Raw genomic sequence first — 21,443 nt, 5'->3', positions numbered from 1 at the left:
AATGAATATTTTATGGGACTTTGATGGAACCATCTTTGATACCTATCCAACGATTGTAAAAGCATTCAAAGAATTACTAACAGATCAAACGATTTCAGAAGGCGATATTTTAAAACAAATGAAGATATCTTCTGACGTAGCAATTAAGCACTTCGATATTGAAAAGTCTTTGTTTGATAAACACTTCCATGTGCTCGAACAGAAAATCAATCCTAAAGATAAGCCTGCTTTTCCTCACGTAGAAGACGTACTGAGCTTTGCGGATACAAATGTAATTGTTACGCATAAATCTAGACAGTCTACTCTTGATATTCTTGCATTTTTTAATATGGAGCACTATTTTACGGAGATCATTACAAAAGATGATGGCTACAAACGAAAGCCTGATAGCGGCGCTTATGCATATCTTCACGATAAGTATCAGCTCGATTTAGTGATTGGAGATCGCGAGCTTGATCTAAAACCTGCCCGTGAACTGGGAATCAAAACATGTGCATTTCAAAATGACGACATTGAAGCAGATTATCACCTTACATCATACGATCAATTTTTTACAACTGTCGTAAATAAAAACTCGTGAAGCTATTCTTCACGAGTTTTTATTTGTTCAGGCTTATGTACTTCGGGAATTTCACCGAGCGTATAGTTCGCTACTTTTGTAATGTTACTATTAGCAAAAAAGTAAAACTCTCCGTCAACTCCGCGAATTTTTGTCGTGCGCAATCCAATTTCTTCAACAGTTCCTTTCGTATCATTTATGGATACGTGATCTCCTACTGAGAATTGATCTTCAAACAGAATAAAAAAGCCGTTTAAAATATCTTTAATCAAATTCTGTGCACCTAAGCCTGTAATAAATCCTGCTACGCTAATACCAGCTAAAAGTGCTTTCATATTAATTCCGATTGCTTCTAAAGACGTAATAAGTACAATAAAATACACGACGTACATGACAATGCTCAGACAAAGCTTTTTCAGCGTTATTTCTTTACGTTCGTTGTACCTCAGCAGCTTAGTTTTAAATCTGAAATCAAAGATTTTATTAATTACACTACGAGCAAACCGGATGACAATTTGAGCAATAATAAAAATCAAGATAATCTTTATGATTACTTCACTAATGTCAATCCACTTACCGGTATTAAATAAAGTTTGCTGCACCCAATGTATGTCTTTCATGACTAAGTCCCTTTCTTGCTTTATAAAATTTTCTCTACTGAATAGTATAATTTATTTTGGAAAATATACTACTAGAATTTATTAAGAAGTGTTTGAACTATTGTTTTATTTTAATTTATTTGTATTTGGTATATGTAATGAAAACTCCTTATTTTAGAAAAAGTGAAAATCCTCAGGTATAGATATTTTTAAAACATTTCTTTATACAAATATTAAATAAAACCTTATAGCAGAGATTAGTATAGATATTATTAACAAACATTATATACAGATATTAAAGAGAGGAAAAAACTCTAAAAACCCAATGGTATCAAGGGTTAGAGAAGAAATAGCTTTTCAATAAATAACTGTGTGGAAAATAGAACTTTTTTGTGAACAGCATCCTTTAGCTAAAGGATGTTTTTTTATAACAACAGATATGGAAACCATTTTATTTACTATGTTTTTTCTTCTGCAATAGATGGATTTTAAAACCAATGGTATGAAGATTGCTGTTAAAAGTATGAATTATTTCCACTGTGGATAAAAGTAGTCGTGTTAAAGAGTAAATGACCTGGAAATCATCGTTAATAAAAAAGTAAAAGGGATGTTTTTATTAGCAAGGAGGATGATATAACAGTCATTGAATATGTTTTCTTTCTTTTGTGGATAAGTATCAAGGTGTTTTTTTAGTAATATTCCGTAGTTGTACACAAGAAATATCATTTATTTGAACTCATTACGTTTATATAGATAGGATAATGGAATTGGATAGCTGCAAAAATGGGTGCTTGTTTGCGCTATTTGTATCAAAAAGAGAAGAGAAGGGAGATAAAACAAAAAAAAGGCATGCCAAATAAGCCCCTTATGAAGCTGTAAGTTCAGCAGGGACTTGATCTTGAAGATTTTTTGAAAGCTCTTTTCGAATGAGCGTACGGATTTTCCCACCGTAATTTTCAACGACTTGAGCATCATGGCTGAAGAAGGCCTGTTCAATCAGAGAATAAAGGGCAGACTTCACTCGTTCAATACCATATTCAAAAGAAAGCTGAACCAAATCAGCGATGTCTTCGTTTTGGAATGAAGACATAACAATTCCTGTAGAATCTGTGCTGTGTCCAGATAATTTTACAAAAGTCTCTTCAATAGTACGTCGAATCGCCGCATCGTATTGCTCTTTCTTTTCTTGTTTTGACATCTTGCCATTTTTAGCTCCGTCTTTTAAAACAAAGAAAATAGTAGATCCTTGGACAACGGTTTTAAATGCGCTCGTCTGCGTTTCAGCTATTTTTTGCATCATACCTTTGTAGTGAGTATATTTCGGTGTAAAAATTTTATAGTCATTAAAGCTAATTTTTGAAGTGTTTTCTCCAGGATTAAACTGACGCTTAATCGTATCGTTGTCATAAACCAATTCTTTGCGAAGCTCTAAGCGAAGGGCATTTACATTTTCAATTAGAATAAGTTCTTCAAAGCGAGTATATTCTAATTCCATAAACCCAAAGCCGTGTTCTTCAAAATATTGAGGATAGGGAACAATACAAATATTGATTCCTTTGCCGCTGCGAGAATAGGAAATTAATTCTGTTTCTGCTAATACTACATTGTTGTTGCGAACTGTTCGAACTGTACAATTCAACGCGGCTGCAATCTCTTTTTCAGAAACATCACAAATAATACCTCTTTCATCAACGTGAAGGAAGTGATAAAAAATTAATTGTGAAATTTGAGATTTAGATAAACGGTGATGTTCTGCCACTGTTTTGATTGTAGGGTTCCCATGAGCGTCTAGGTCCATGTGATCTTCAATATCTTTATATTTTTCTACGGTGCTAGACAATTGGCGAATAATTTGTTTTCCAATTTTCGCAAATTCTTTTTTTATCATGAGAATCCCTCCAATCTATTTCACATCAACAATAATTTATTAGGGTAAAATAACAAAGAATACCTTGTGAAAATTATATCAATAAGAAATAGAATCGCAAACGAACGAGTAGTACGCTAAAAACGGCAAAAGGTTCAAAGAATGCTGTCATATCAAGGGGTTCAGCGTATAGGTTTTTTAGTACGACAAAAACGGCAAAAGCAAGCAAGCGCCGGTAGAACAGTGTTTGTTACGATCAGTAAAAATCAAAAAAAACTTTATGCGTTTTAGTACGACAAAAACGGCAAAAGGCTTAGTATAGTACGCCAAAAATAGCAAAAGTGAAAAGTGGTACGCTAAAAACAGCAAAAGTCATCTTGATTCACCTAAAAAAAGGTAAAAAAATCACTTCTCTGATCGTTGTAAATAACACAATGAATTTTATTAGTACGTCAAAAATGGCAAAAGCTATTTTTAGTACGTGAAAAACGTCAAAAACGACGTAGTAGTACGACAAAAATAGCAAAAGTTTTCGTTTGGTACGTCAAAAATGGCAAAAGCTTTATATATGCTGCGAAAAAAATAAAAAATGGGGTTTGAAAAGGCAATAACAAAGGGAAAAGCAATGTTTAGTACGCAGAAAACGGCAAAAGTAATGAAGGAGTACGTCAAAAACGGCAAAAGTAATGAAAGAGTACGTCAAAAACGGCAAAAGGTAGGATTGTTTTACGGAAAAAGAGAATAATTAACAATTAATAAGTGATTACTAGTAAATAAAATGAATTTAGTACGTCAAAAATGGCAAAAGAATCAGAGTAGTACGTCAAAAACAGCAAAAGATAGTAATTAGTACGCTAAAAACGGCAAAAGAAGCGAAAAGGTACGTAAAAAACGGCAAAAGCTTCTGGTTAGTACGTTAAAAATGACAAAACTTCCAAACTATGAAATAAAAATAGTGGGATATTTTGTATCTATAAGCTGAAAGTGGCAAAATATCAAATAAAAAAAGGAAGGGAACAATTTACCCTTCCAATGTTTCTCTATGTTCTCCTCCAAAATAGTCTTGAATTTCATAATTTTGAAGAGGAATAAAAGAGATTTCAAATCCTTGAAGTTTTTGCTGATAACTTTGAATTAGCACTTGATTGCTGACAAACTCTGCTAGAGATTCATTAATTAATTTTAGATTGACATCAATTTTCTTTGAACGAAAACGAACTTTTGAAGCAAAATATTGATACGGGTAAAAATGGGTGTAAGACTTCTCTTGTAAATAACAATCTAATCGCTCTTTTTGAAATGCATACAGCAGCAAAGAAGACAGCGAATTATCTTTAAACTTTTTAATAACGTCACTGTAAATTTGTACAAACTGCTGATTTAAAAAGCCTTGATGCGTATCGTCGCTAAATACGATGGTTGCATATCGTCTGCCAGTTATTTCATCGGTTTCAATAACAGCTTTTTGGAAGAAGTTTATCGCAAATTTTGTATCTCTGGAATTTTTCTTCTTCGCTACACCTTCTACGTGGTATCTGGCAATTTTCATAATGCGGGCTTCAACCGCTTCATAGTTTTTTACACCTTTTGAATTATAAATTTCTTTAACGATATCCGCTAAATCAAGAGTCACCGTCTTTTCTTTATAAAACATCTCGTCGCGCTGTGAAAGAGCAAACTGGATAATTTGAGAATCTTTTGGATCTAAAACCATATTTCGTTTGGAAAGAACCGTTTGATTATCATTGACAGGGATAATGGTGCGAATGAAATATTCTTCATCAACTTTATAGTCATTATATAAAACGACTTCTTGGGAGTTTGTTTTAACTTCCATATTGGTTTTAAGAGAGTGACTTTCATTTGAGAAGATAGGGGCCTCTACCCACGAATTCAATCGTTTATCAATCCAGTTACTCAAATTTCCATTGTATTTTTCTAATATGATTTCAGCAATTAAAAAAGTAAAGTCTGTGTGAAATGCTTTCTCTATTTGATAATTCATCTTTGAATCTAAATAAGGAAAATCGGTAATGTTTGTTTTTTTACTTTTAGCCCATGCCTCTACTTCTTTTAACTTTATCTTTAAAATATCTTCAGGTTTTTCCACGCCAAACAGCTTTTTTAAGTGTTCGGTATCCACTTTTTTATCCATCACTTTTTTGGCCAATTCAATGTCTTCAAAAATAGGATTAGGCTTTTGGGCTTTAATATCTTTTTTTAACGTTTGTAGCCAGTTTTTCTTATTCGATTGTCTTCTTTTGTAGGCTGGGTTTCTTATTTCCTTAGGATTTATTAATTTATTCTCTAAAACAAACGTATCTTGCAATATATTTAAAATGTAGTCTTCTATAAAATCTTTTTCATTCGAAAAAAACGAATGAGAATCATATAAAAAGTCTATGCACTTTGATTTGATATTGTCATCGATCGCATCGCTGATTTGTTTAATAAGGTAAGGAGAAAAATTGGATGGTTCGTTCATGTTGACCTCCTCTGTATGTATTTAATCTGTAACAGTCTTATTATATCTTTTTTGAACGATACTCTAAAGGCTAAAAGGAAAATTCGTTTTTATGAATGCTGTTTTATATCAAATTAGCCTAGCTGGCTATTAGTATATAAAGGCTTATTGCAAATATAAAATTCTTTCTTTATAGCGCTTGTACAATATAAGTACGTACTTTAGATGTAAGGAGAGTATTATAGTAGTTTTATAAAAGAGAAAAGCAAAGTACATTCATTGAGTTTGAAAATGGAAAAGTTTATACTTGCCAAGTACACTCTTTTTACAAATAGGGGGAATAAATATGTTGTTAAAACCTAAAGCAATTTTTTTAGATATGGACGGTACGATATTAAATCGCTCCAACAAAGTAAGTATTCAAACAAAAGAAATCATTGACGAATTACGAAAACAGGGAATTTTTGTTTTTATTGCTACGGGAAGAGCGTTTGATGAAATAGAAGAGTTAGTTCCTGAAGGCTTTCAAGTGGATGGATTTATCACGTCAAATGGCATGGCAGGATACCTAGGAAAAGAATCAGTCTTTCAGCACTCGCTTTCGCTCCAGTTGGTGGAAACTATTATTGAAAAAGCAAGAGCGAACAAGGTATACTACGAGCTTTTCCCGTATGGCACACCTCGCGTGACGTTAAAACAAGATCAGTCCTATGTGGAAAATGAAATTAGAGAGCCAAAGCCAGACAGTGTGGAAATTAACGAATGGCTTTCCCGTAAACAAGCGATTAAAGAAGAAATTGACTGGAAAGATTCCGTAGAAGGAAGCGAATTTTCAAAGTTCTATTTCTTTGCAAGAACGCACGAGCATATCGATAAATGGAAAGAGGAGCTTGAAGAACTTAAAAAAGAAATCGACTTTACAACTTCTACTTCATCTAAACACAATGTTGAAGTGATGGTGGCAAACGTAAATAAAGCAACAGGAATTCAGCAAATGCTAAAACATTTTAATTTGCCCGAGCAAGACATTCTAGCGATTGGCGACAGCAACAATGATTTACCAATGTTTCAGTTTGCCAGCTATGCCGTAGCGATGAAAAATGCGCCGGATCATATTAAAGAAATTGTCGATGACGTAACGGAATTTAACTGTGACGAAAACGGCGTATCTCATTATCTTTCTAAATTTTTATTGCAAAAATCTGCTAGAAGTAATCCCGTTTTATAAAAATTAATCTATTTCACGACAATGCATTATAACCAACTATTCAAAACATCGTCTTTTAGGCGGTGTTTTTAGTATACAGAAAGTGAAAAGTAAACCGTTCATTATTTTTAGTTATAGCACTCTTAGCTAAAAAGAATAGATAAGAATAAATCTTCTATAATTTAAAAATCGTGTTATAAACAACATAATTATACAACTATCCTCGTACCTATCCCTGCAAAACGCCTCTCAGCCCTGATGAGTGCCACCATGCCAAAGCATAAGACATTTTAAAATCTAAACTTTTTCTTTCTTCAAACTTTTTATAAAATGCGGAGAAAAGGGATTGTATCTCCGTATATTTAATGCTAATATAACATTTAATGAAAATAGTATAACATATTTAATTTTATTTCATAATTAGTATGACACAAATTCTGAATTTAATCGTTTTGTTAAAGTGTTTATAATCACAGTGACCAGCATATTTATCTATTCATTACTATTAAATTGTGTATCTTGTAAGCTGCTAAATAAAAAATACTAGCGTTATTAAACTATTAAAATCAAAGAATAGGAAGATTTAATGTGAATAAAAGAAAAATTGTCTATATAGTTTCCGACTCAGTAGGTGAAACGGCTGAGCTGATGGTAAAAGCAGTTTTAACTCAATTTAGTGGAGAAGATATTGAAATTCAAAATACTTCTTACGTAGAAGATGAGGGAAATATTGATAATATCATTGCTGAAGCAAGGTGTAACCAGGCCATCATTGCGTATACTATCGTCATCCCACCTTTAAAACAGTATCTTGATCAAAAGGCACAAGAAGAAGGAATTGTAGCTATTGATTTAATGACCCCTCTTATGAGTGCCTTTAGCCAAACCTTTAATAAGGAACCTAATCTTCAACCGAGATTAACGAGAAAGTTAGACGATAACTATTTTCGAAGAGTAGAAGCAGTTGAATTCGCTGTTAAATATGATGATGGACAAGACTTCAGAGGTATCAAGCGAGCTGATCTAGTGTTGATTGGTGTTTCGAGAACATCTAAGACGCCACTTTCTATGTATTTAGCTCATAAGAGTCTTAAAGTAGCGAATATACCGTTAGTTCCAGAAGTGACGCCTCCTGATGAACTTTTTACTATTCCGAAAAATAAATGTATTGGTTTAGTTATTACACCGGATAAGCTCAATGAAATCCGAAAAGAACGATTAAAAAATTTAGGTTTAGCGTCTCAAGCCAATTATGCCAATGTAGATCGAATCCTTGAAGAGCTGTCCTATGCTGAGAAAATTATGAAGCGCATTGGCTGTCCTATTGTTAATGTCTCAGGTAAAGCAGTTGAAGAAACCGCTGAAGTGATATTGAGCATGTTAAAAAAGGACAAGATGAAAGGGTATGTATAAAAACTCCCATTATGTAAGACAGATAACTTGTCAGACATACTTAATCTATAGAGAGTCAGGTAGAACAGGCGTGTTGCTAAAAGGTGCTTTTTTAAAATATAAAAGATAAGGAAGATTGTGATGAGCAATGTATATAAAAAAACAGACGTTATCTTAATTGGGGCCGGAGTTATGAGCGCAACGTTGGGATCTTTACTAAAAGAGTTAGCGCCGGAATGGGAAATCAAAGTATTTGAGAAACTCGCAGATGCAGGAGAAGAAAGCTCGAATGAATGGAATAATGCAGGGACGGGCCATGCTGCACTGTGCGAGTTGAACTATACATCTGAACAAGCTGACGGATCTATAGATATTACGAAAGCAGTGCGAATTAATGAACAGTTTCAGCTTTCAAGACAGTTTTGGTCGTATCTTGTAAGCAGTAATTTAATTCATCATCCGCAAGAGTTTATTATGCCAATCCCTCATATAAGTTTCGTACAAGGAGAAAAGAACGTATCCTTTCTGAAAAAACGTTTTGAAGCGCTATCAAATAATCCGTTGTTTCAAGGGATGGAGTATTCGGATCGTCCTGAAAAGTTAAAAGAATGGATGCCGCTTGTTATGAAAGGCCGTACATCGACTGAAGCAATTGCGGCAACCAAAATTGACTCAGGGACGGACGTGAACTTTGGAGCTTTAACTCGTATGTTGTTTACACATTTAAAAAGTAAAAGCGTAGAAATAAACTATAACCACAGCGTTGAAAATCTGACACGTACCGCAGACGGCTCGTGGGAAGTAAAAGTACATGATATTCATAGCGGCAAACAGGAATATCACACGGCGAACTTTGTTTTTATCGGAGGAGGAGGCGGAAGTCTGTCTTTACTCCAAAAAACGGGTATTCCTGAGTCCAAACATATTGGAGGGTTCCCGGTAAGCGGATTATTTATGGTATGCAATAACCCCGAAGTTGTAGCGCAGCATCACGGGAAAGTGTACGGAAAAGCAAAGGTTGGCGCTCCGCCGATGTCGGTTCCGCACCTTGATACACGCTATATCGACCGCAAAAAAACACTGCTGTTTGGACCTTTTGCCGGATTTTCACCAAAGTTCTTAAAAACGGGTTCAAATTTGGATTTAATCAATTCTGTAAAACCGAATAATATCTTAACGATGTTAGCAGCAGGCGTCAAAGAGATGGGCTTAACGAAATACTTGATTCAGCAGGTGCTGTTGTCCAATGAAAAGCGTATGGAAGAACTTCGCGAGTTTATTCCAAACGCAAAAAGCGAAGACTGGGATATCGTCGTAGCGGGTCAGCGTGTACAAGTAATCAAAGATACGGAAGCCGGAGGTAAAGGAACTCTTCAATTTGGTACAGAAGTTGTGAGTTCAGCTGATGGTTCCGTTGCTGCATTGCTCGGGGCTTCGCCAGGTGCTTCGACTGCCGTTCATGTCATGCTTGAAGTGCTGGAAAAGTGTTTCCCGCAGCATATAGAAGAATGGGAATCGAAAATAAAAGAAATGATTCCTTCTTACGGCTTATCTTTGGTAGAAAATCCAGCGCTTTTTAACGAAATTCATGCTTCTACAGTACAAATGCTTGATTTAAGTAAAAAAGAACTTGTGTACCGATGATTTTAGGCAGCCTTTGACACGTATGCTTTAAATTAAAAGAATTTTTTAGAAGCTGTTGTAAAGTATTCAAAATATAGGTGAAACATATAAGAAAAAATGAGGGAGCTTCGTTATATAACGGGCTTCTTTTTATTTATTTCCTTTGCTAGCAGAATTTACTTCGTATTCATGATATAATTACTTATTAGTAAGCGTTTACATATAATGGAGTGAAGAATTGGAAAATAGCTATTTCGAGGAGCCGATAAAAGATGATTCTAACTAATACATCTTTACTGACGAAAGAACAAACGATTTTTAATCATACAGGGAATAAAATTAAATTAGAAGACAGAGAGATTGATATTGTTGCTCGATTTGAAGAGCCTCTTGTTCTAGTTTTAGGAAATGTACTAAGTAACGAAGAATGTGACGAACTTATACAGCTATCCAAAGATAAAATGCAGCGATCAAAAATTGGTGCTGCACGTGAAGTAAACAGTATTCGAACGAGCAGCGGCATGTTTTTTGAAGAAAGCGAAAACGAGCTTGTACATCAAATCGAAAGAAGACTTTCTAAAATAATGGGACCATCTATTGAATATGCTGAAGGTCTTCAAGTTTTAAAATACTTGCCTGATCAAGAATACAAAGCACATCACGATTATTTCACTTCTGCAAGTAAAGCATCTAAAAACAACCGTATTAGTACATTGGTTATGTACTTAAACGATGTCGAAGAAGGAGGAGAAACTTATTTTCCTAAGCTGGGTCTTTCCGTATCTCCGACAAAAGGAATGGCCGTGTACTTTGAATATTTTTATAGTGATGCTGAACTTAATGACCGTACTCTCCACGGGGGAGCTCCTGTTATAAAAGGAGAAAAGTGGGTCGCTACCCAGTGGATGCGCAAACAAAAAATTCGATCGTAAAAACAAAGGTTTGAAGAGCCCTATTATTGTTAGTGAGGGCTCTTATTTATGTTACAAAAAAATAGCAATCATGTTAGCCAGTTATTATATTGAAATATTCATACTTGTTCTATTTGTGCGGCTATTCCCTATTCTTATAAGCCGGTAGACGATAAATGTATTTGTAGTGTAAAATATCCTCATGATTAAAAATTTGGATACACTAAAACGAAAAATGTGTTCGTGAGATAAAAATAAAATAGATGCTATTTAAAAGAATGACTTTAAAACAGGTAAGCAATTTTTATAACAGTTGCACGAAAAAACTCGTGAAAGGTATTTTCACGAGTTTTTGTTTTTAGGTGATTTACACTATTTATAAAATCATTTTACTTTTATATAGTAGATAGGGAACGTGTTAAAGGAGGACCCGGGTTTTGAAAGAAATAAAAGCAATTATTTGCACGATGCTTGCGATGTTTATGCTGCTTCTTACTGGATGCAGCGATGAGCAGGCAAGTCATTCAACCACATCTTCTACCGATACAAAACAAGCAGTTCAAGTAGAAGGTTCATCAGATCAAGAAAACGATCATAGTCCTTCTAAAGCAAATCGTGAAGATGTAGTAGGTGAGGCGGCTACGGTAGAAAGAGTAGTGGACGGCGATACGCTTAAAGTGAAAATGCTGAACGGAAAGAGAGATCGCGTGCGATTACTTCTTGTTGATACCCCAGAAACAAAGCATCCCAAACTAGGCGTACAGCCCTTTGGTCCTGAAGCATCTGCTTACACAAAAAAAAGACTAGAAGGACAGGAAATTACCCTTGAATTTGATGTGCAAGAGCGTGATCAATATGGACGCTTGCTTGCTTATGTATGGATAGACAATGAGCTGTATAATGAAGAGCTGCTAGCAAAAGGGCTAGCCCGCGTAGCAGTATTTCCTCCTAATACAAAGTACGTAGATGAATTTAAGAAAATACAGGAGCAGGCTCGAAAAAGCGAAAAAGGCATCTGGAGTATTGAAAACTATGCACAAGAAAAAGGGTATAACACGGATGCTGTAAAAAATCAGTCCTCTTCTAATCAAAAAGATATTCAGTCTGCCAAAAGCTGTGAAGGTAAAATAAAAGGAAATCAAAACTCTAAAATTTATCACGTGCCAACAGGGGCACACTACAACCAAACCATGAACAACGTCATTTGGTTTTGTACCGAAAAAGATGCGCAAGAAGCAGGATACAAAAAAGCAAAAAACTAACAAAGAAATTCAGTAACTGCTGAGTTTCTTTTTTTTTGAGTTCAGTAAGTATTTGTATAGGAGTGGCTAAATACCACCATCCAACAAAGAGCGACCAATCCGTATAAGAAGACGCAGTGGCCATATGAGCAGCTGAGGCACTTGTAAAAGAATTTCTGCTAAAACTTCCCATCCACTTACCGTAGTGTCTTTCTGCTGACGGCGTTTTTTCATAGTCATCATCCATTCATTTGAAAATATACATTAATTATACAATGAAAGGAAGATTAGGAGTTAATTTTTTCTTTCTTTTCTTTTTCGTGTTAAAGTAGATAGGTAAGAAGGTTTGCTACAAATAACGCAAGCGAAGAGAATAAAGGGAGTTTGAAAATCGTGAAAATAAGGAAAGCAAGAAAAGAAGATGCTTCTGCTGTAACGGAATTACTTTATGACATGCTTGGCAGTATTGCACGCTCTCACACGGCGGCTACAACGAATGAAGAAGCGCTTTTAAGACTTAAAGCGTTTATTCTGTCTGAGAAGAATCGCTATAGCTATCATCATATTACAGTCGCAGAAGTCGACGAGAAGGTAGTTGGACTTATGCTTTGCTACGAAGGAAGTATGTTACAAACGCTTTATGAACCAGTTAAGCGTTTTGTACGTGCTAAACTTAATAATCCAGCGTGGGAAATTGATATAGAAACTGAACATGGAGATTATTATATTGACTCTCTATGTGTAGATGAAGCTTACCGTGGAAAAGGGATAGGAACGGCTCTTTTAAATGTAGCCAAGCAAGAAGCCAAAAAGCGTAAGATGTTTTTATCGTTAAACGTTGAATATAATAACGTAGAAGCCAAAAAATTGTATCAGCGTATAGGCTTTCAAGAGCATAAAACCATTTTTATTGATAAAAAACCATTTTTTTATATGAAGACTGCCTGAGCATCTTTACGGTAGTATTTTTTGTGATAAAATGGATATATAAGTAAAATGATAAGAACCAACAGCTCAGCACTTTTGCTGAGCTTTCCTGTAAATCGCGTAAACGTATCAAAATGGAAAGAATCCTACATCCAATGGACCATAAGCAAGCGGTCATGAAAGTATGTTTGCTGATGTGCCACATGAAAGGAGCGTGCATGAACATCAGAGATCTTCCGTTTAATATGAGTTATCGATTTAATGAACAGCTTCGAGAAGTTCCGATTAACCCACACCAAATGAAGCAGGGAATTATCTATTTAAAGAAACGAGCTCTTGAAGAAGAGGATGAGTGTGCCGCTGCTAAAACATATGGACATATTGGCGTATATGAGCGCATACTTGGAGAATTAACGAGCAGTGAAAGACATCTGCTGCTGGCCATTTATCTATATGACCGACATGCTGATACAATAGGTGAATTTTTGAATACGATCCGACTTGGACATACATATCACTGGCAAGAACAGTGGGATAAAGCGAATGAAACGTTTCAGTTACTCATTGAACAATTAAAAGCAGATGAAGACCTTCACATATATGAAGACTTTGTCTATCAGTATTATGGAAAATGTTTACTTGATCAGCGGGTTGTTTCCAGAGCACATCACTATTTTCAACGCGCGTTAGAAATTCGATTGAAAAAAGGCGATAAAGAATTAATTGAGTCAACTAATTCCTGCATCCGTCTTTGTTTAAATAAATTAAAACATTCTTAGTATACATAAAAGATAAATGACTCATAGCCTTGGTTACACATAATGCATAAACTTTCCGTTTGACAAACGTATGTGAACATATTATAGTCATACATGGCAATTTAAGAATACGTAATATAAAAATTAAACATAAGCGTCTCTTCTCTTTTGGAGAAGGGGCTTTTTTATGTGAATTTTTATGCCGAGGAGGGTTTAATCGATGAGTAAAACAGTAAAAGATGTCATCTTTTTATTAATAGGTTCGTTTGTATTTTCACTTGCAGTTAACATGTTTGTCATTCCAATAGGACTAGGTGAAGGTGGAGTTACGGGTATATCAATTATTTTATATTATACAACCCATCTTTCAACGGGCATCACTAACTTTATTTTAAACGGTATCTTGCTTATCGTAGGGTATAAATTTTTAGAGAAAAAAACCATCGTCTATACGATGATTACGATTATCGCTACATCTATTTTTCTTCACGTAACTGAAGGCTGGGGTCTTCATCTCCATGAAGAGCTCATTGGCATGGTTTTTGCCGGTGTACTGCTAGGCGTTGGAATTGGGATGATTTTGCGAGTTGGTGGAACAACAGCAGGTTCAGCCATTATTGCTCGAATTCTAAATAAGTTTTTAAACTGGAAAGTCAGTCATGCACTTTTAATTGTTGATTTACTAGTTGTATTAGCTTCTTATTTTATTATTGGAATCGAAAAGCTACTATTTACGATCGTCATGCTGTACATTACAACAAAAGTAATTGACTTCGTTATTGAAGGGTTTGATGCTAAAAAGGCCGTTACCGTTATTTCAAACAACAAAAATGAAGTAGCGGATCAAATCAATGAACAGCTTGATCGCGGAGTAACGATTTTAAACGGCCGAGGGAACTATACGAAAGAATCAAAAGAAATCTTGTATGTGGTCATTAACAAACAAGAGCTCATTAAGCTTAAAAAGCTGATTAAAAAAATTGATGATGAAGCATTTGTGATTGTACACGATGTACGAGATGTAATTGGAAAAGGCTTTCTAAGCGCATAGAGCTGTGGTTCCTGGCAATTTTTTCTGACGTTGGTGTTTTCCGAAAAAGTATGATATAAGTGTGTCTAAAGACAATTCAATATACGAAAGGAAGAACCCATATGCGTAATAAAAGGCATGTAAAACGTCTTCTTCAACGTCGAATTCGTTCTTTACGATACGTTGTCTTGATTTTATTTACGATACTGATCTTAAAGTACGTTAGTGAAATTATGTAACTTTTTTGTATGAGTCTTATCGCTCATTTGGAGTGCTTTTTCTTTTAAATTAGTAAACCAATTTGTATAATGGGTTTTAAGAAGGAGGCGTTCCATGAGCATTCCCAAACCATTAGTTCAGCTTAATCAACTCTTTATCGTTATAACGGTTTTGATCGCTTTACTTGCGGCAAAGTGGCTTTTACTTTTGCCTTTTCTCGTTCGAGTAGTCACACTTGCAACAAAGCGTAATCCCGTAATTATGGCAGGGAAAAAGCTTCTCAAAAAGCCTGCTTCTTCTTATCAAATGGAAGACCGGGATCAGCAGCTTTTTAACCAATGGATTGCAACGATATGTATGGGGGTTGCTTTCATTTCATTTTTAATGGGTTATACGCTTGTCGGCTATGTATTTAGTATAATGGTGATTCTTGCTGCTGGTGTAGCGCTGATGGGATATTGTATAGGCTGCACGATTCGTTATCGATATATGATGTGGAAATATAAAAGAAAAAAACACGCTGCATAAACAAAGCCTCGAGAAGGCTTTGTTTTTTTATGTTCATTTGTATGCGTTATCACTAAATTCAATCATCATAACGGGTGAAAACAAGTGTTAAAGCGCCAATATCCTTTAAAAACCTTTGTTGACAAAGTAAGGTAAACAAATTAAACTTTTTATGATAATAATAATCGTTACGATTTAAAAGGAGGGGTAAGTTATAGTTAGAGACAGTACATAAAAGAAAGATAGTTTTGAATAAAGGAGGGGTTTATATGAGAAAAAGGATAAGTCTGCTATGCTTAACGCTTGCTGCGATAGGTATGCTAGCGGCATGTTCGGCTAACTCTGCGAGTACCGAAGAAAAGAGTGAAAAAAAATCACTTACTTTTGTATCGAATTTTCCAAGTGACACGCTCGATCCACAGTTGAATTATACAACTGTACGAGCCGGTATTGCCGAAACGTTAGTAAAAGTTGATGAGCAATTACAGATTGAACCATGGCTTTCAAAAAAGTGGAAAACAGAAGATGATGGAACGACCTGGGTATTTGAGATTAGAGACGGGATTACGTTTCAAAATGGCAAGGATCTGAATGCTGAAGCCGTGAAACATTCGTTAGAAAGAACGATAAAAGAAAGCGAAGCAATGAAAAGTGCACTTAAAATTAAAAAAATGAAAGCCAGTGGCCAAATCTTAACCATTACAACAACAGAGCCGCTTGCCACGCTGCCTTCTGAACTTGTTCATCCAAACACGGCAATTATTGATGTAGATGCTCCAGATACAAAAAGTAAACCCGTGGGAACAGGGCCATTTAAAGTAGCTTCGTTTAAACCGGATAATGAAATGAAAGTAAAAAAATATAAAGAATACTGGGGCGGGGAACCAAAATTGGATGAAGTTGTGTTAACATTTAATGATGATGAAAATGCACGAACGTCCGCTTTGCAATCAGGTGAAGCCGATATTGTGTACCGTCCGGCTATTGAAAGCTTAAACACATTAAAAAAAGATTCTTCTATTGTAGTAGATATACAGCCGAGCCTGAGAAATCAAATGCTTTTCTATAATTCAAGGCAAGAAGCGTTTAAAGATAAAAATGTGAGAAAAGCGTTTGATGTATTATTAAATCCAAAAGATGTTGTCGATACAGCGCTTGCAGGTCAAGGATTCCCGGCAAATGGTCCATTTTTAAAGAGTTTAGATTTTTCGAACGATCAAAAAACGAAAACCTATGGACCAAGTGAGGCTCAAAAATATTTAGAAAAAGCCGGTTATATACTCAAGGATGGAAAAGCAATAAAAAATGGAAAACAGCTTTCCTTTAAGCTTGTTACATATCCTTATCGTCCAGAACTGCCTTTAATGTCACAAATGCTTCAGTCAGAAGCAAAAAAGATTGGTGTAAAAATAGACATTCAACAAGTGGAAAATATGGACGAGTATATGACAACAAAAAATGATTGGGGAATCGTTACATATAGTCTAGTAACCGCGCCGCGAGGAGATGCAGGATATTTCTTTAATGCTCTTTACATGGAGGGAGGAGCATTTAATGTAGGTCATTTTCATGAACCAGCATTAACTTCCATTATTAATAAACTCAATAAAACAGTTGATCAACAACAGCGCAATAAGTTAGCAAGACAAGCCGGAGAAATAGTAGAAAAAGAAACGCTCCACTCTTCGATTGTTCATCCGAATAATTTTGTGGCCTATAGAGACAATGTGAAAAATTGGGTCACAACCAAAAGTGAATACTATGTGATAACAAAGGATTTAGATGTGAAGTAGATATGAAATTAATTAGTAAAAGAATAATAGAATTACTCATTTTTTTAGTTATACTATCGTTTCTCAGCTTTGTTTTAATGAAGCTGGCTCCAGGAGATCCAGTTAAGCAAATGCTTCGCGTAGATGACGTGGCAGTTTCTGAGGAACAAATGAATAATTTGAGAACAGAGCTAGGATTTGATGAACCCGTATATATTCAATATGTAAAGTGGCTGAAGCGCTTTTTTCAGTTTGATTTAGGGTCTTCGTATATGACAAAAGAGCCTGTCATCGATGAATTAGCCGAGAAGTTTCCGGCTACGCTGCGCTTGACGGCTGCATCTTTGGTTGTGATGCTGTTAATAGCTGTGCCACTCGGCACGCTGTCAGCACTGTATCCGAACAAGTGGATTGATTATCTCAGCAGAAGTATTTCCTTAATTGGAGCGTCTATTCCAAGCTTTTGGCTCGGCCTTTTGTTTATACAGCTGTTCTCCGTGCGTCTTCAATGGCTTCCTTCAATGGGTACAGGCACAGCAGCCCATCTTGTGCTGCCTTCTTTAACGCTCGGTTTTGCCATGTCCGCTGTGTACATGCGAATGGTTAGAGCTAGTCTGCTAGAAGGATTGAAACAAGATTTTGTACGATCCGCTCGAGCAAGAGGAATAAGTGAAAGTCGAATTTTTATTTTTCACGCGTTCCGGTATAGCTTAACGCCGCTTCTTACTATTTTAGGGACGAGCTTAGGTAGTTTGCTTGGAGGAACGGTCATTATTGAAGTGCTTTTTGCTTATCCTGGAATTGGAAAATTAGTTATTGATGCGATTATGAATCGTGATTATCCTGTCATTCAAGGGTATATTTTGTGGATGGGCCTGTTTGTTGTTTTAATTAATTCACTTGTGGATTTGAGCTACAAATATGTAAATCCCCAGCTCTATGTAAAGGGAGGGGATAAAAGGTGAAAAAAACTCAGCTTCCTTTTGTAGTGATAAGCGTGTGTGGTATTGCGCTTATTTTATTTTGTCTGTTTGGAAGTCAGCTAACACCAATGGATCCCACACAAGTCAATATGCAAGATCGGCTTCAAAAATCCACCGGTGATCACTGGTTAGGAACTGATCACTTAGGCAGAGATCTCTTTTCACGAATCGTAGCTGGAGCTCAGACCACAATTGGGACTAGTTTTCTTGTCTTAGCTCTTTCTCTTTTGATTGGAGTACCTGTTGGCTTAGTTTCAGCGTATATTGGAGGGAAAATAGACCGCTTTTTAATGAGAATTGTAGACGCTTTTTTAGCTTTTCCTGACTATATTGCAGCCATCGTCTTAAGCGGACTGTTAGGGCCTGGATTATTTAACTTAATTGCTGCGATGGTTATTGTAAAGTGGGTTGGTTATGCAAGGGTAGTGCGCAGTATTGTGCTTCAAGAAAAGTCAAAAGAATATGTGCTGGTCGCTAAATTAAACGGAGTGGGAACACTACCTTTAATCTTGCGCCACTTTCTTCCTCATGTTGGAGGACATATTCTTGTTCTTGCTACACTGGATATAGGGAAAATTATTTTAATGATGGCTTCATTATCCTATATTGGACTAGGGACTCAGCCGCCTACTCCGGAATGGGGAACGATGCTAAATGAAGGCAGGGCCTACTTTTACAATGCTCCGCAGTTAATGTTGATACCAGGCGTGGCCATTATTTTATTTGTGCTGGCGTTTACAGCTTTAGGTGAATATATTCGAGGGAAATATCAAGTTAATCGATAAAAGAGGTGATCGTCATCGTTTTAGAAGTAAAGCATCTAGCCATTCATAATAAAACAAAACAAATCGTAAAAGACGTTTCTTTTACAATCGAGCAAGGACAGTGGATGGCGCTCGTTGGAGAAAGCGGAAGCGGTAAAAGTATCACTGCTGCTTCGATAGGAGGACTGCTGCCTTCAGGTGTAACGCTTAAAGGAGGATCTATTATCTTTAAGCAGAAAGGAGAGGCGCCTATCCTTGGAAAAGATATTTCGTATATCTTTCAAGATTATCGAAGCGCCTTTACTCCTTTTTTAACAATTGGAAAGCAGTTTGATGAAACGATTCGTACACATAGTAAGCTTGCTAAAAAAGACAGGACTGCTGCCATTTTTCAGGCTCTAAAAGCTGTGAATTTACCTAATGAACGCGTGTATAAAAGCTATGCTTCTCAGCTGAGCGGAGGACAGCTTCAGCGAGCAGCGATTGCTTTAGCACTGGTGATGAAGCCTGCCTTGATTATTGCAGATGAACCAACCACGGCTTTAGATAGCGTGTCAGCAGCTGAAGTTCTTCAGCTGCTGCATAAGCTGAAAGAAGCAACAGGCTGTGCCATTTTGTTTATTACTCATGATTTGCGTCATGTGCGGAAATATGCAGACCGGGCAGCCATTATGTTAGCAGGAGAGATCGTGGAAGAAAACAGTATCGAATCTCTGTTTCACGCTCCGCATCACTTTTATACAAAAAAACTGTTTAACGCCATTCCTTCTTTACAGAAAACGCCTGATCGATTGTTAGATACGCAGAAAAAAGTGTTGATATAGGAGTGAGATATGAAAGAAAAAAGTATATTACGCGTCACGCAGCTGGTGAAACAGTATAAAGACGTTAAAGCGCTAAATAATGTTTCCCTGCATATCGATAAAGGAGAATGTGTAGGAATTGTCGGAGAAAGTGGAAGCGGCAAAAGTACGCTTGTAAAAAGTGTACTAAGGTTAACAGAAATTCAGCAGGGAGAAGTATGGTTTGCCGAGCAGCCTCTTCATAGGTTAAAAGGAAAAAAACTTCAGCAAGCTCGTCTAGGCATGCAAGTTGTATTTCAAAACCCTGCGGCTTCTTTTAATCCAAAAGTAAAAATCATCGATTCTTTGCTCGAGCCTTTGCGGCAGCAGCGAACCGTTCCTTCATTTTTATCTCATGTGAGCGGAAATGAAAAAGAAATCGCTTTTTATTTGTTAGAAAAAGTCGGGATTAGCGCAGAATATGCGTTGAATTATCCTCATGAACTCAGCGGTGGACAGCTTCAGCGTGTAGCGATTGCGCGTGCCATTAGCGTAGGTCCGTCTCTGGTGCTATTAGACGAACCAACAGCGAGTCTTGATGTTACGGTACAGGCAAAAATTTTAAATTTATTAAAAGATTTGCAGGAGACGTTTCAGCTATCTTATTTGTTTATTTCGCATGATTTAGCGGCAGTAAAATTTATGAGCAGTCGCATGATGGTTATGCAGCAAGGCGAGGTTATCGATCAATTTGACCGTGCAAAGCTATTTGATAAAAACAGGCATCCCTACACAAAAAAGCTTGTGCGTTTATTTGAATAGAGAGTGAAGCTCTTCGTTTAATATACTAAACGCAGAGCTTTTTTATAAATGAGAATGAGACAAAATCAGGGACGCGGCGGTGGAGTATGCATATGTATAAAATGATAGCCTGCTTGGCAAAGCATGACAAAACTAATGCTGAGTACAACGAGAGGAATTAGCTTGTTTTTTCCTCGTTCTTCATATAGTCCGGCTGCGCTTAAAAGGAAGCCAATAGCAGCTAAAGGAGGAGAGACGCGAAAGAATAAATCTGCAGCGGTAAACGCTTGGTTTGTATATTTATAATAAAAAAATAGACCTGTAATCAATAAAAATAGTCCAATCCAAAACAGCGTAAGTTTTCCAAAAAGGGTTTTAGGCACTGCGATTTCACTCCTTTTGTCAGTCAAGTACCATAAAATACTAGCATAAAACGCTCTAGTTTGCATTAGAGAAAAAGAACGTGAATTATACAATATGTGTAAAAAAACAGGTTTGAAGTAGGAGGAGATGAAGTATTCAAAGCGCTTCATGTAAAAAAATACATATCGTTGGGTCTGTTGGAAGTGGAAAAACAACTCTTGCCCGTTTATTATCCCATGAATTAAAAGTTCCTCACTACGAACTTGATAATATTATGTGGGAACGAACATATGAAGGAGATAAAAGAAGAAGTGAAGCGGATAGAAAAAAGTGTTTACATCATATTGCAGCTTCAAAAGAATGGATTATAGAAGGCGTACACTATACGTGGGTGAATGAAAGTTTTAATGAAGCTGACCTTATTATTTTTCTCGACATCCATTATCTAAAAAGAATAGGGTTTATTATAAAAAGGTATGTTCTGCAAAAAGCTAAAATAGAAAAAGCAAATTATGCACCGACGTTTTCTATTTTCATTAAAATGTTTCAGTGGAATGCGGATTTCGAAAAGCAAAGTAAACCTGAAATTTTGCATACCCTTCGTACGTCATATAACGATAAACTTATAATAGTGAAAAAGAGAGAAGAGATAGAGCACTTTATATCGTAAGAAA

21 protein-coding genes are annotated in these 21,443 nt (G+C 36.0%); 16 read left to right on the top strand and 5 right to left on the bottom strand.

All coding sequences use genetic code 11. The annotated features are described in order from the left end of the window. Position 1 precedes the first annotated feature (1 nt). Positions 2-580, top strand: coding sequence for an HAD-IA family hydrolase (locus MKY06_RS14625; RefSeq protein ID WP_013057546.1), 579 nt, complete (start codon positions 2-4; stop codon positions 578-580). A 2-nt stretch (positions 581-582) separates the two neighbouring features. Here MKY06_RS14625 and MKY06_RS14620 read toward each other — a convergent pair whose 3' ends face one another. The 3 genes from MKY06_RS14620 to MKY06_RS14610 form a co-directional block, all read right to left on the bottom strand. After that, positions 583-1,179 (bottom strand): mechanosensitive ion channel family protein, encoded by a 597-nt coding sequence (locus MKY06_RS14620; RefSeq protein WP_029322439.1) that lies wholly within the window; start codon positions 1,177-1,179, stop codon positions 583-585. An 844-nt stretch (positions 1,180-2,023) separates the two neighbouring features. Then, the gene (locus MKY06_RS14615; protein WP_098278036.1) at positions 2,024-3,046 is read right to left on the bottom strand and encodes a hypothetical protein; all 1,023 of its coding nucleotides are present in this window, start codon (positions 3,044-3,046) and stop codon (positions 2,024-2,026) included. Between the two features lie 1,000 nt (positions 3,047-4,046). Next, positions 4,047-5,510 (bottom strand): hypothetical protein, encoded by a 1,464-nt coding sequence (locus tag MKY06_RS14610; RefSeq protein ID WP_098476625.1) that lies wholly within the window; start codon positions 5,508-5,510, stop codon positions 4,047-4,049. A gap of 325 nt (positions 5,511-5,835) precedes the next feature. On the opposite strand from MKY06_RS14610, the gene MKY06_RS14605 reads away from it, so the two are divergent. The 5 genes from MKY06_RS14605 (at position 5,836) to MKY06_RS14585 (ending at position 11,884) form a co-directional block, all read left to right on the top strand. After that, entirely contained in the window at positions 5,836-6,717 is an 882-nt protein-coding gene (locus MKY06_RS14605; protein WP_064471802.1) for an HAD family hydrolase, read from the top strand. Positions 6,718-7,284: 567 nt separating this feature from the next. Next, on the top strand, positions 7,285-8,109 hold the full coding sequence (locus tag MKY06_RS14600) for a pyruvate, water dikinase regulatory protein (RefSeq protein ID WP_280167245.1): 825 nt from the start codon (positions 7,285-7,287) through the stop codon (positions 8,107-8,109). Between the two features lie 120 nt (positions 8,110-8,229). Then, positions 8,230-9,732, top strand: coding sequence for a malate:quinone oxidoreductase (locus MKY06_RS14595; protein WP_272812315.1), 1,503 nt, complete (start codon positions 8,230-8,232; stop codon positions 9,730-9,732). 251 nt (positions 9,733-9,983) lie between these two features. Further along, positions 9,984-10,643 (top strand): 2OG-Fe(II) oxygenase, encoded by a 660-nt coding sequence (locus MKY06_RS14590; RefSeq protein WP_013057538.1) that lies wholly within the window; start codon positions 9,984-9,986, stop codon positions 10,641-10,643. A 416-nt stretch (positions 10,644-11,059) separates the two neighbouring features. Then, on the top strand, positions 11,060-11,884 hold the full coding sequence (locus MKY06_RS14585) for a thermonuclease family protein (protein ID WP_013057537.1): 825 nt from the start codon (positions 11,060-11,062) through the stop codon (positions 11,882-11,884). 66 nt (positions 11,885-11,950) lie between these two features. On the opposite strand, the gene MKY06_RS14580 is transcribed toward MKY06_RS14585, so the two are convergent. Next, positions 11,951-12,097 carry a hypothetical protein gene (locus MKY06_RS14580; RefSeq protein WP_157835275.1) on the bottom strand — a complete coding sequence of 49 codons (147 nt, stop codon included), beginning with the start codon at positions 12,095-12,097 and terminating at the stop codon, positions 11,951-11,953. Positions 12,098-12,256: 159 nt separating this feature from the next. Here MKY06_RS14580 and MKY06_RS14575 point away from each other — a divergent pair, with 159 nt between their 5' ends. The 9 genes from MKY06_RS14575 to MKY06_RS14535 all read left to right on the top strand — a co-directional run bounded on the left by MKY06_RS14575 (position 12,257) and on the right by MKY06_RS14535 (position 20,427). Then, positions 12,257-12,811 (top strand): GNAT family N-acetyltransferase, encoded by a 555-nt coding sequence (locus MKY06_RS14575; protein ID WP_013057535.1) that lies wholly within the window; start codon positions 12,257-12,259, stop codon positions 12,809-12,811. 197 nt (positions 12,812-13,008) lie between these two features. Beyond that, entirely contained in the window at positions 13,009-13,569 is a 561-nt protein-coding gene (locus tag MKY06_RS14570) for a hypothetical protein (RefSeq protein WP_013057534.1), read from the top strand. Positions 13,570-13,768: 199 nt separating this feature from the next. Continuing rightward, complete coding sequence (locus MKY06_RS14565; RefSeq protein WP_098322362.1) at positions 13,769-14,599, top strand: YitT family protein; 831 nt, start codon at positions 13,769-13,771, stop codon at positions 14,597-14,599. A 312-nt stretch (positions 14,600-14,911) separates the two neighbouring features. Beyond that, the gene (locus tag MKY06_RS14560) at positions 14,912-15,325 is read left to right on the top strand and encodes a DUF4395 domain-containing protein (RefSeq protein ID WP_098322363.1); all 414 of its coding nucleotides are present in this window, start codon (positions 14,912-14,914) and stop codon (positions 15,323-15,325) included. Positions 15,326-15,573: 248 nt separating this feature from the next. Then, the gene (gene nikA / locus MKY06_RS14555; RefSeq protein WP_098322364.1) at positions 15,574-17,097 is read left to right on the top strand and encodes a nickel ABC transporter substrate-binding protein; all 1,524 of its coding nucleotides are present in this window, start codon (positions 15,574-15,576) and stop codon (positions 17,095-17,097) included. A gap of 2 nt (positions 17,098-17,099) precedes the next feature. After that, complete coding sequence (gene nikB, locus MKY06_RS14550) at positions 17,100-18,041, top strand: nickel ABC transporter permease (protein WP_013057530.1); 942 nt, start codon at positions 17,100-17,102, stop codon at positions 18,039-18,041. Next, positions 18,038-18,844 (top strand): nickel transporter permease, encoded by an 807-nt coding sequence (nikC, locus tag MKY06_RS14545; RefSeq protein WP_013057529.1) that lies wholly within the window; start codon positions 18,038-18,040, stop codon positions 18,842-18,844. Before nikB ends, nikC begins: the two co-directional genes overlap by 4 nt. 5 nt (positions 18,845-18,849) lie before the next feature. Next, the gene (locus MKY06_RS14540; protein WP_053487392.1) at positions 18,850-19,647 is read left to right on the top strand and encodes an ABC transporter ATP-binding protein; all 798 of its coding nucleotides are present in this window, start codon (positions 18,850-18,852) and stop codon (positions 19,645-19,647) included. Positions 19,648-19,656: 9 nt separating this feature from the next. After that, positions 19,657-20,427 carry an ABC transporter ATP-binding protein gene (locus tag MKY06_RS14535; RefSeq protein WP_098322365.1) on the top strand — a complete coding sequence of 257 codons (771 nt, stop codon included), beginning with the start codon at positions 19,657-19,659 and terminating at the stop codon, positions 20,425-20,427. 65 nt (positions 20,428-20,492) lie between these two features. Here MKY06_RS14535 and MKY06_RS14530 read toward each other — a convergent pair whose 3' ends face one another. Beyond that, complete coding sequence (locus tag MKY06_RS14530) at positions 20,493-20,789, bottom strand: hypothetical protein (RefSeq protein WP_013057526.1); 297 nt, start codon at positions 20,787-20,789, stop codon at positions 20,493-20,495. 254 nt (positions 20,790-21,043) lie between these two features. Here MKY06_RS14530 and MKY06_RS14525 point away from each other — a divergent pair, with 254 nt between their 5' ends. Continuing rightward, positions 21,044-21,439, top strand: a complete 396-nt coding sequence (locus MKY06_RS14525; RefSeq protein WP_013057525.1) for a hypothetical protein — start codon at positions 21,044-21,046, stop codon at positions 21,437-21,439. Positions 21,440-21,443: the final 4 nt, after the last annotated feature.

The sequence above is a fragment of the Priestia sp. FSL P4-0332 genome (assembly GCF_038005845.1).
Taxonomy (GTDB): domain Bacteria; phylum Bacillota; class Bacilli; order Bacillales; family Bacillaceae_H; genus Priestia.
The sequence above is the reverse complement of the archived record's forward strand: the minus strand, read 5'-3'. Positions and strand labels throughout refer to the sequence as shown.

Bases quoted from the DNA above. Each gene is read 5' to 3' on its own strand.
- MKY06_RS14625 (WP_013057546.1), top strand. From the start codon at position 2: ATGAATATTTTATGGGACTTTGATGGAACCATCTTTGATACCTATCCA.
- MKY06_RS14620 (WP_029322439.1), bottom strand. From the start codon at position 1,179: ATGAAAGACATACATTGGGTGCAGCAAACTTTATTTAATACCGGTAAG.
- MKY06_RS14615 (WP_098278036.1), bottom strand. From the start codon at position 3,046: ATGATAAAAAAAGAATTTGCGAAAATTGGAAAACAAATTATTCGCCAA.
- MKY06_RS14610 (WP_098476625.1), bottom strand. From the start codon at position 5,510: ATGAACGAACCATCCAATTTTTCTCCTTACCTTATTAAACAAATCAGC.
- MKY06_RS14605 (WP_064471802.1), top strand. From the start codon at position 5,836: ATGTTGTTAAAACCTAAAGCAATTTTTTTAGATATGGACGGTACGATA.
- MKY06_RS14595 (WP_272812315.1), top strand. From the start codon at position 8,230: ATGAGCAATGTATATAAAAAAACAGACGTTATCTTAATTGGGGCCGGA.
- MKY06_RS14590 (WP_013057538.1), top strand. From the start codon at position 9,984: ATGATTCTAACTAATACATCTTTACTGACGAAAGAACAAACGATTTTT.
- MKY06_RS14580 (WP_157835275.1), bottom strand. From the start codon at position 12,097: ATGAAAAAACGCCGTCAGCAGAAAGACACTACGGTAAGTGGATGGGAA.
- MKY06_RS14570 (WP_013057534.1), top strand. From the start codon at position 13,009: ATGAACATCAGAGATCTTCCGTTTAATATGAGTTATCGATTTAATGAA.
- MKY06_RS14565 (WP_098322362.1), top strand. From the start codon at position 13,769: ATGAGTAAAACAGTAAAAGATGTCATCTTTTTATTAATAGGTTCGTTT.
- MKY06_RS14560 (WP_098322363.1), top strand. From the start codon at position 14,912: ATGAGCATTCCCAAACCATTAGTTCAGCTTAATCAACTCTTTATCGTT.
- nikA (WP_098322364.1), top strand. From the start codon at position 15,574: ATGAGAAAAAGGATAAGTCTGCTATGCTTAACGCTTGCTGCGATAGGT.
- nikB (WP_013057530.1), top strand. From the start codon at position 17,100: ATGAAATTAATTAGTAAAAGAATAATAGAATTACTCATTTTTTTAGTT.
- MKY06_RS14535 (WP_098322365.1), top strand. From the start codon at position 19,657: ATGAAAGAAAAAAGTATATTACGCGTCACGCAGCTGGTGAAACAGTAT.
- MKY06_RS14525 (WP_013057525.1), top strand. From the start codon at position 21,044: ATGTGGGAACGAACATATGAAGGAGATAAAAGAAGAAGTGAAGCGGAT.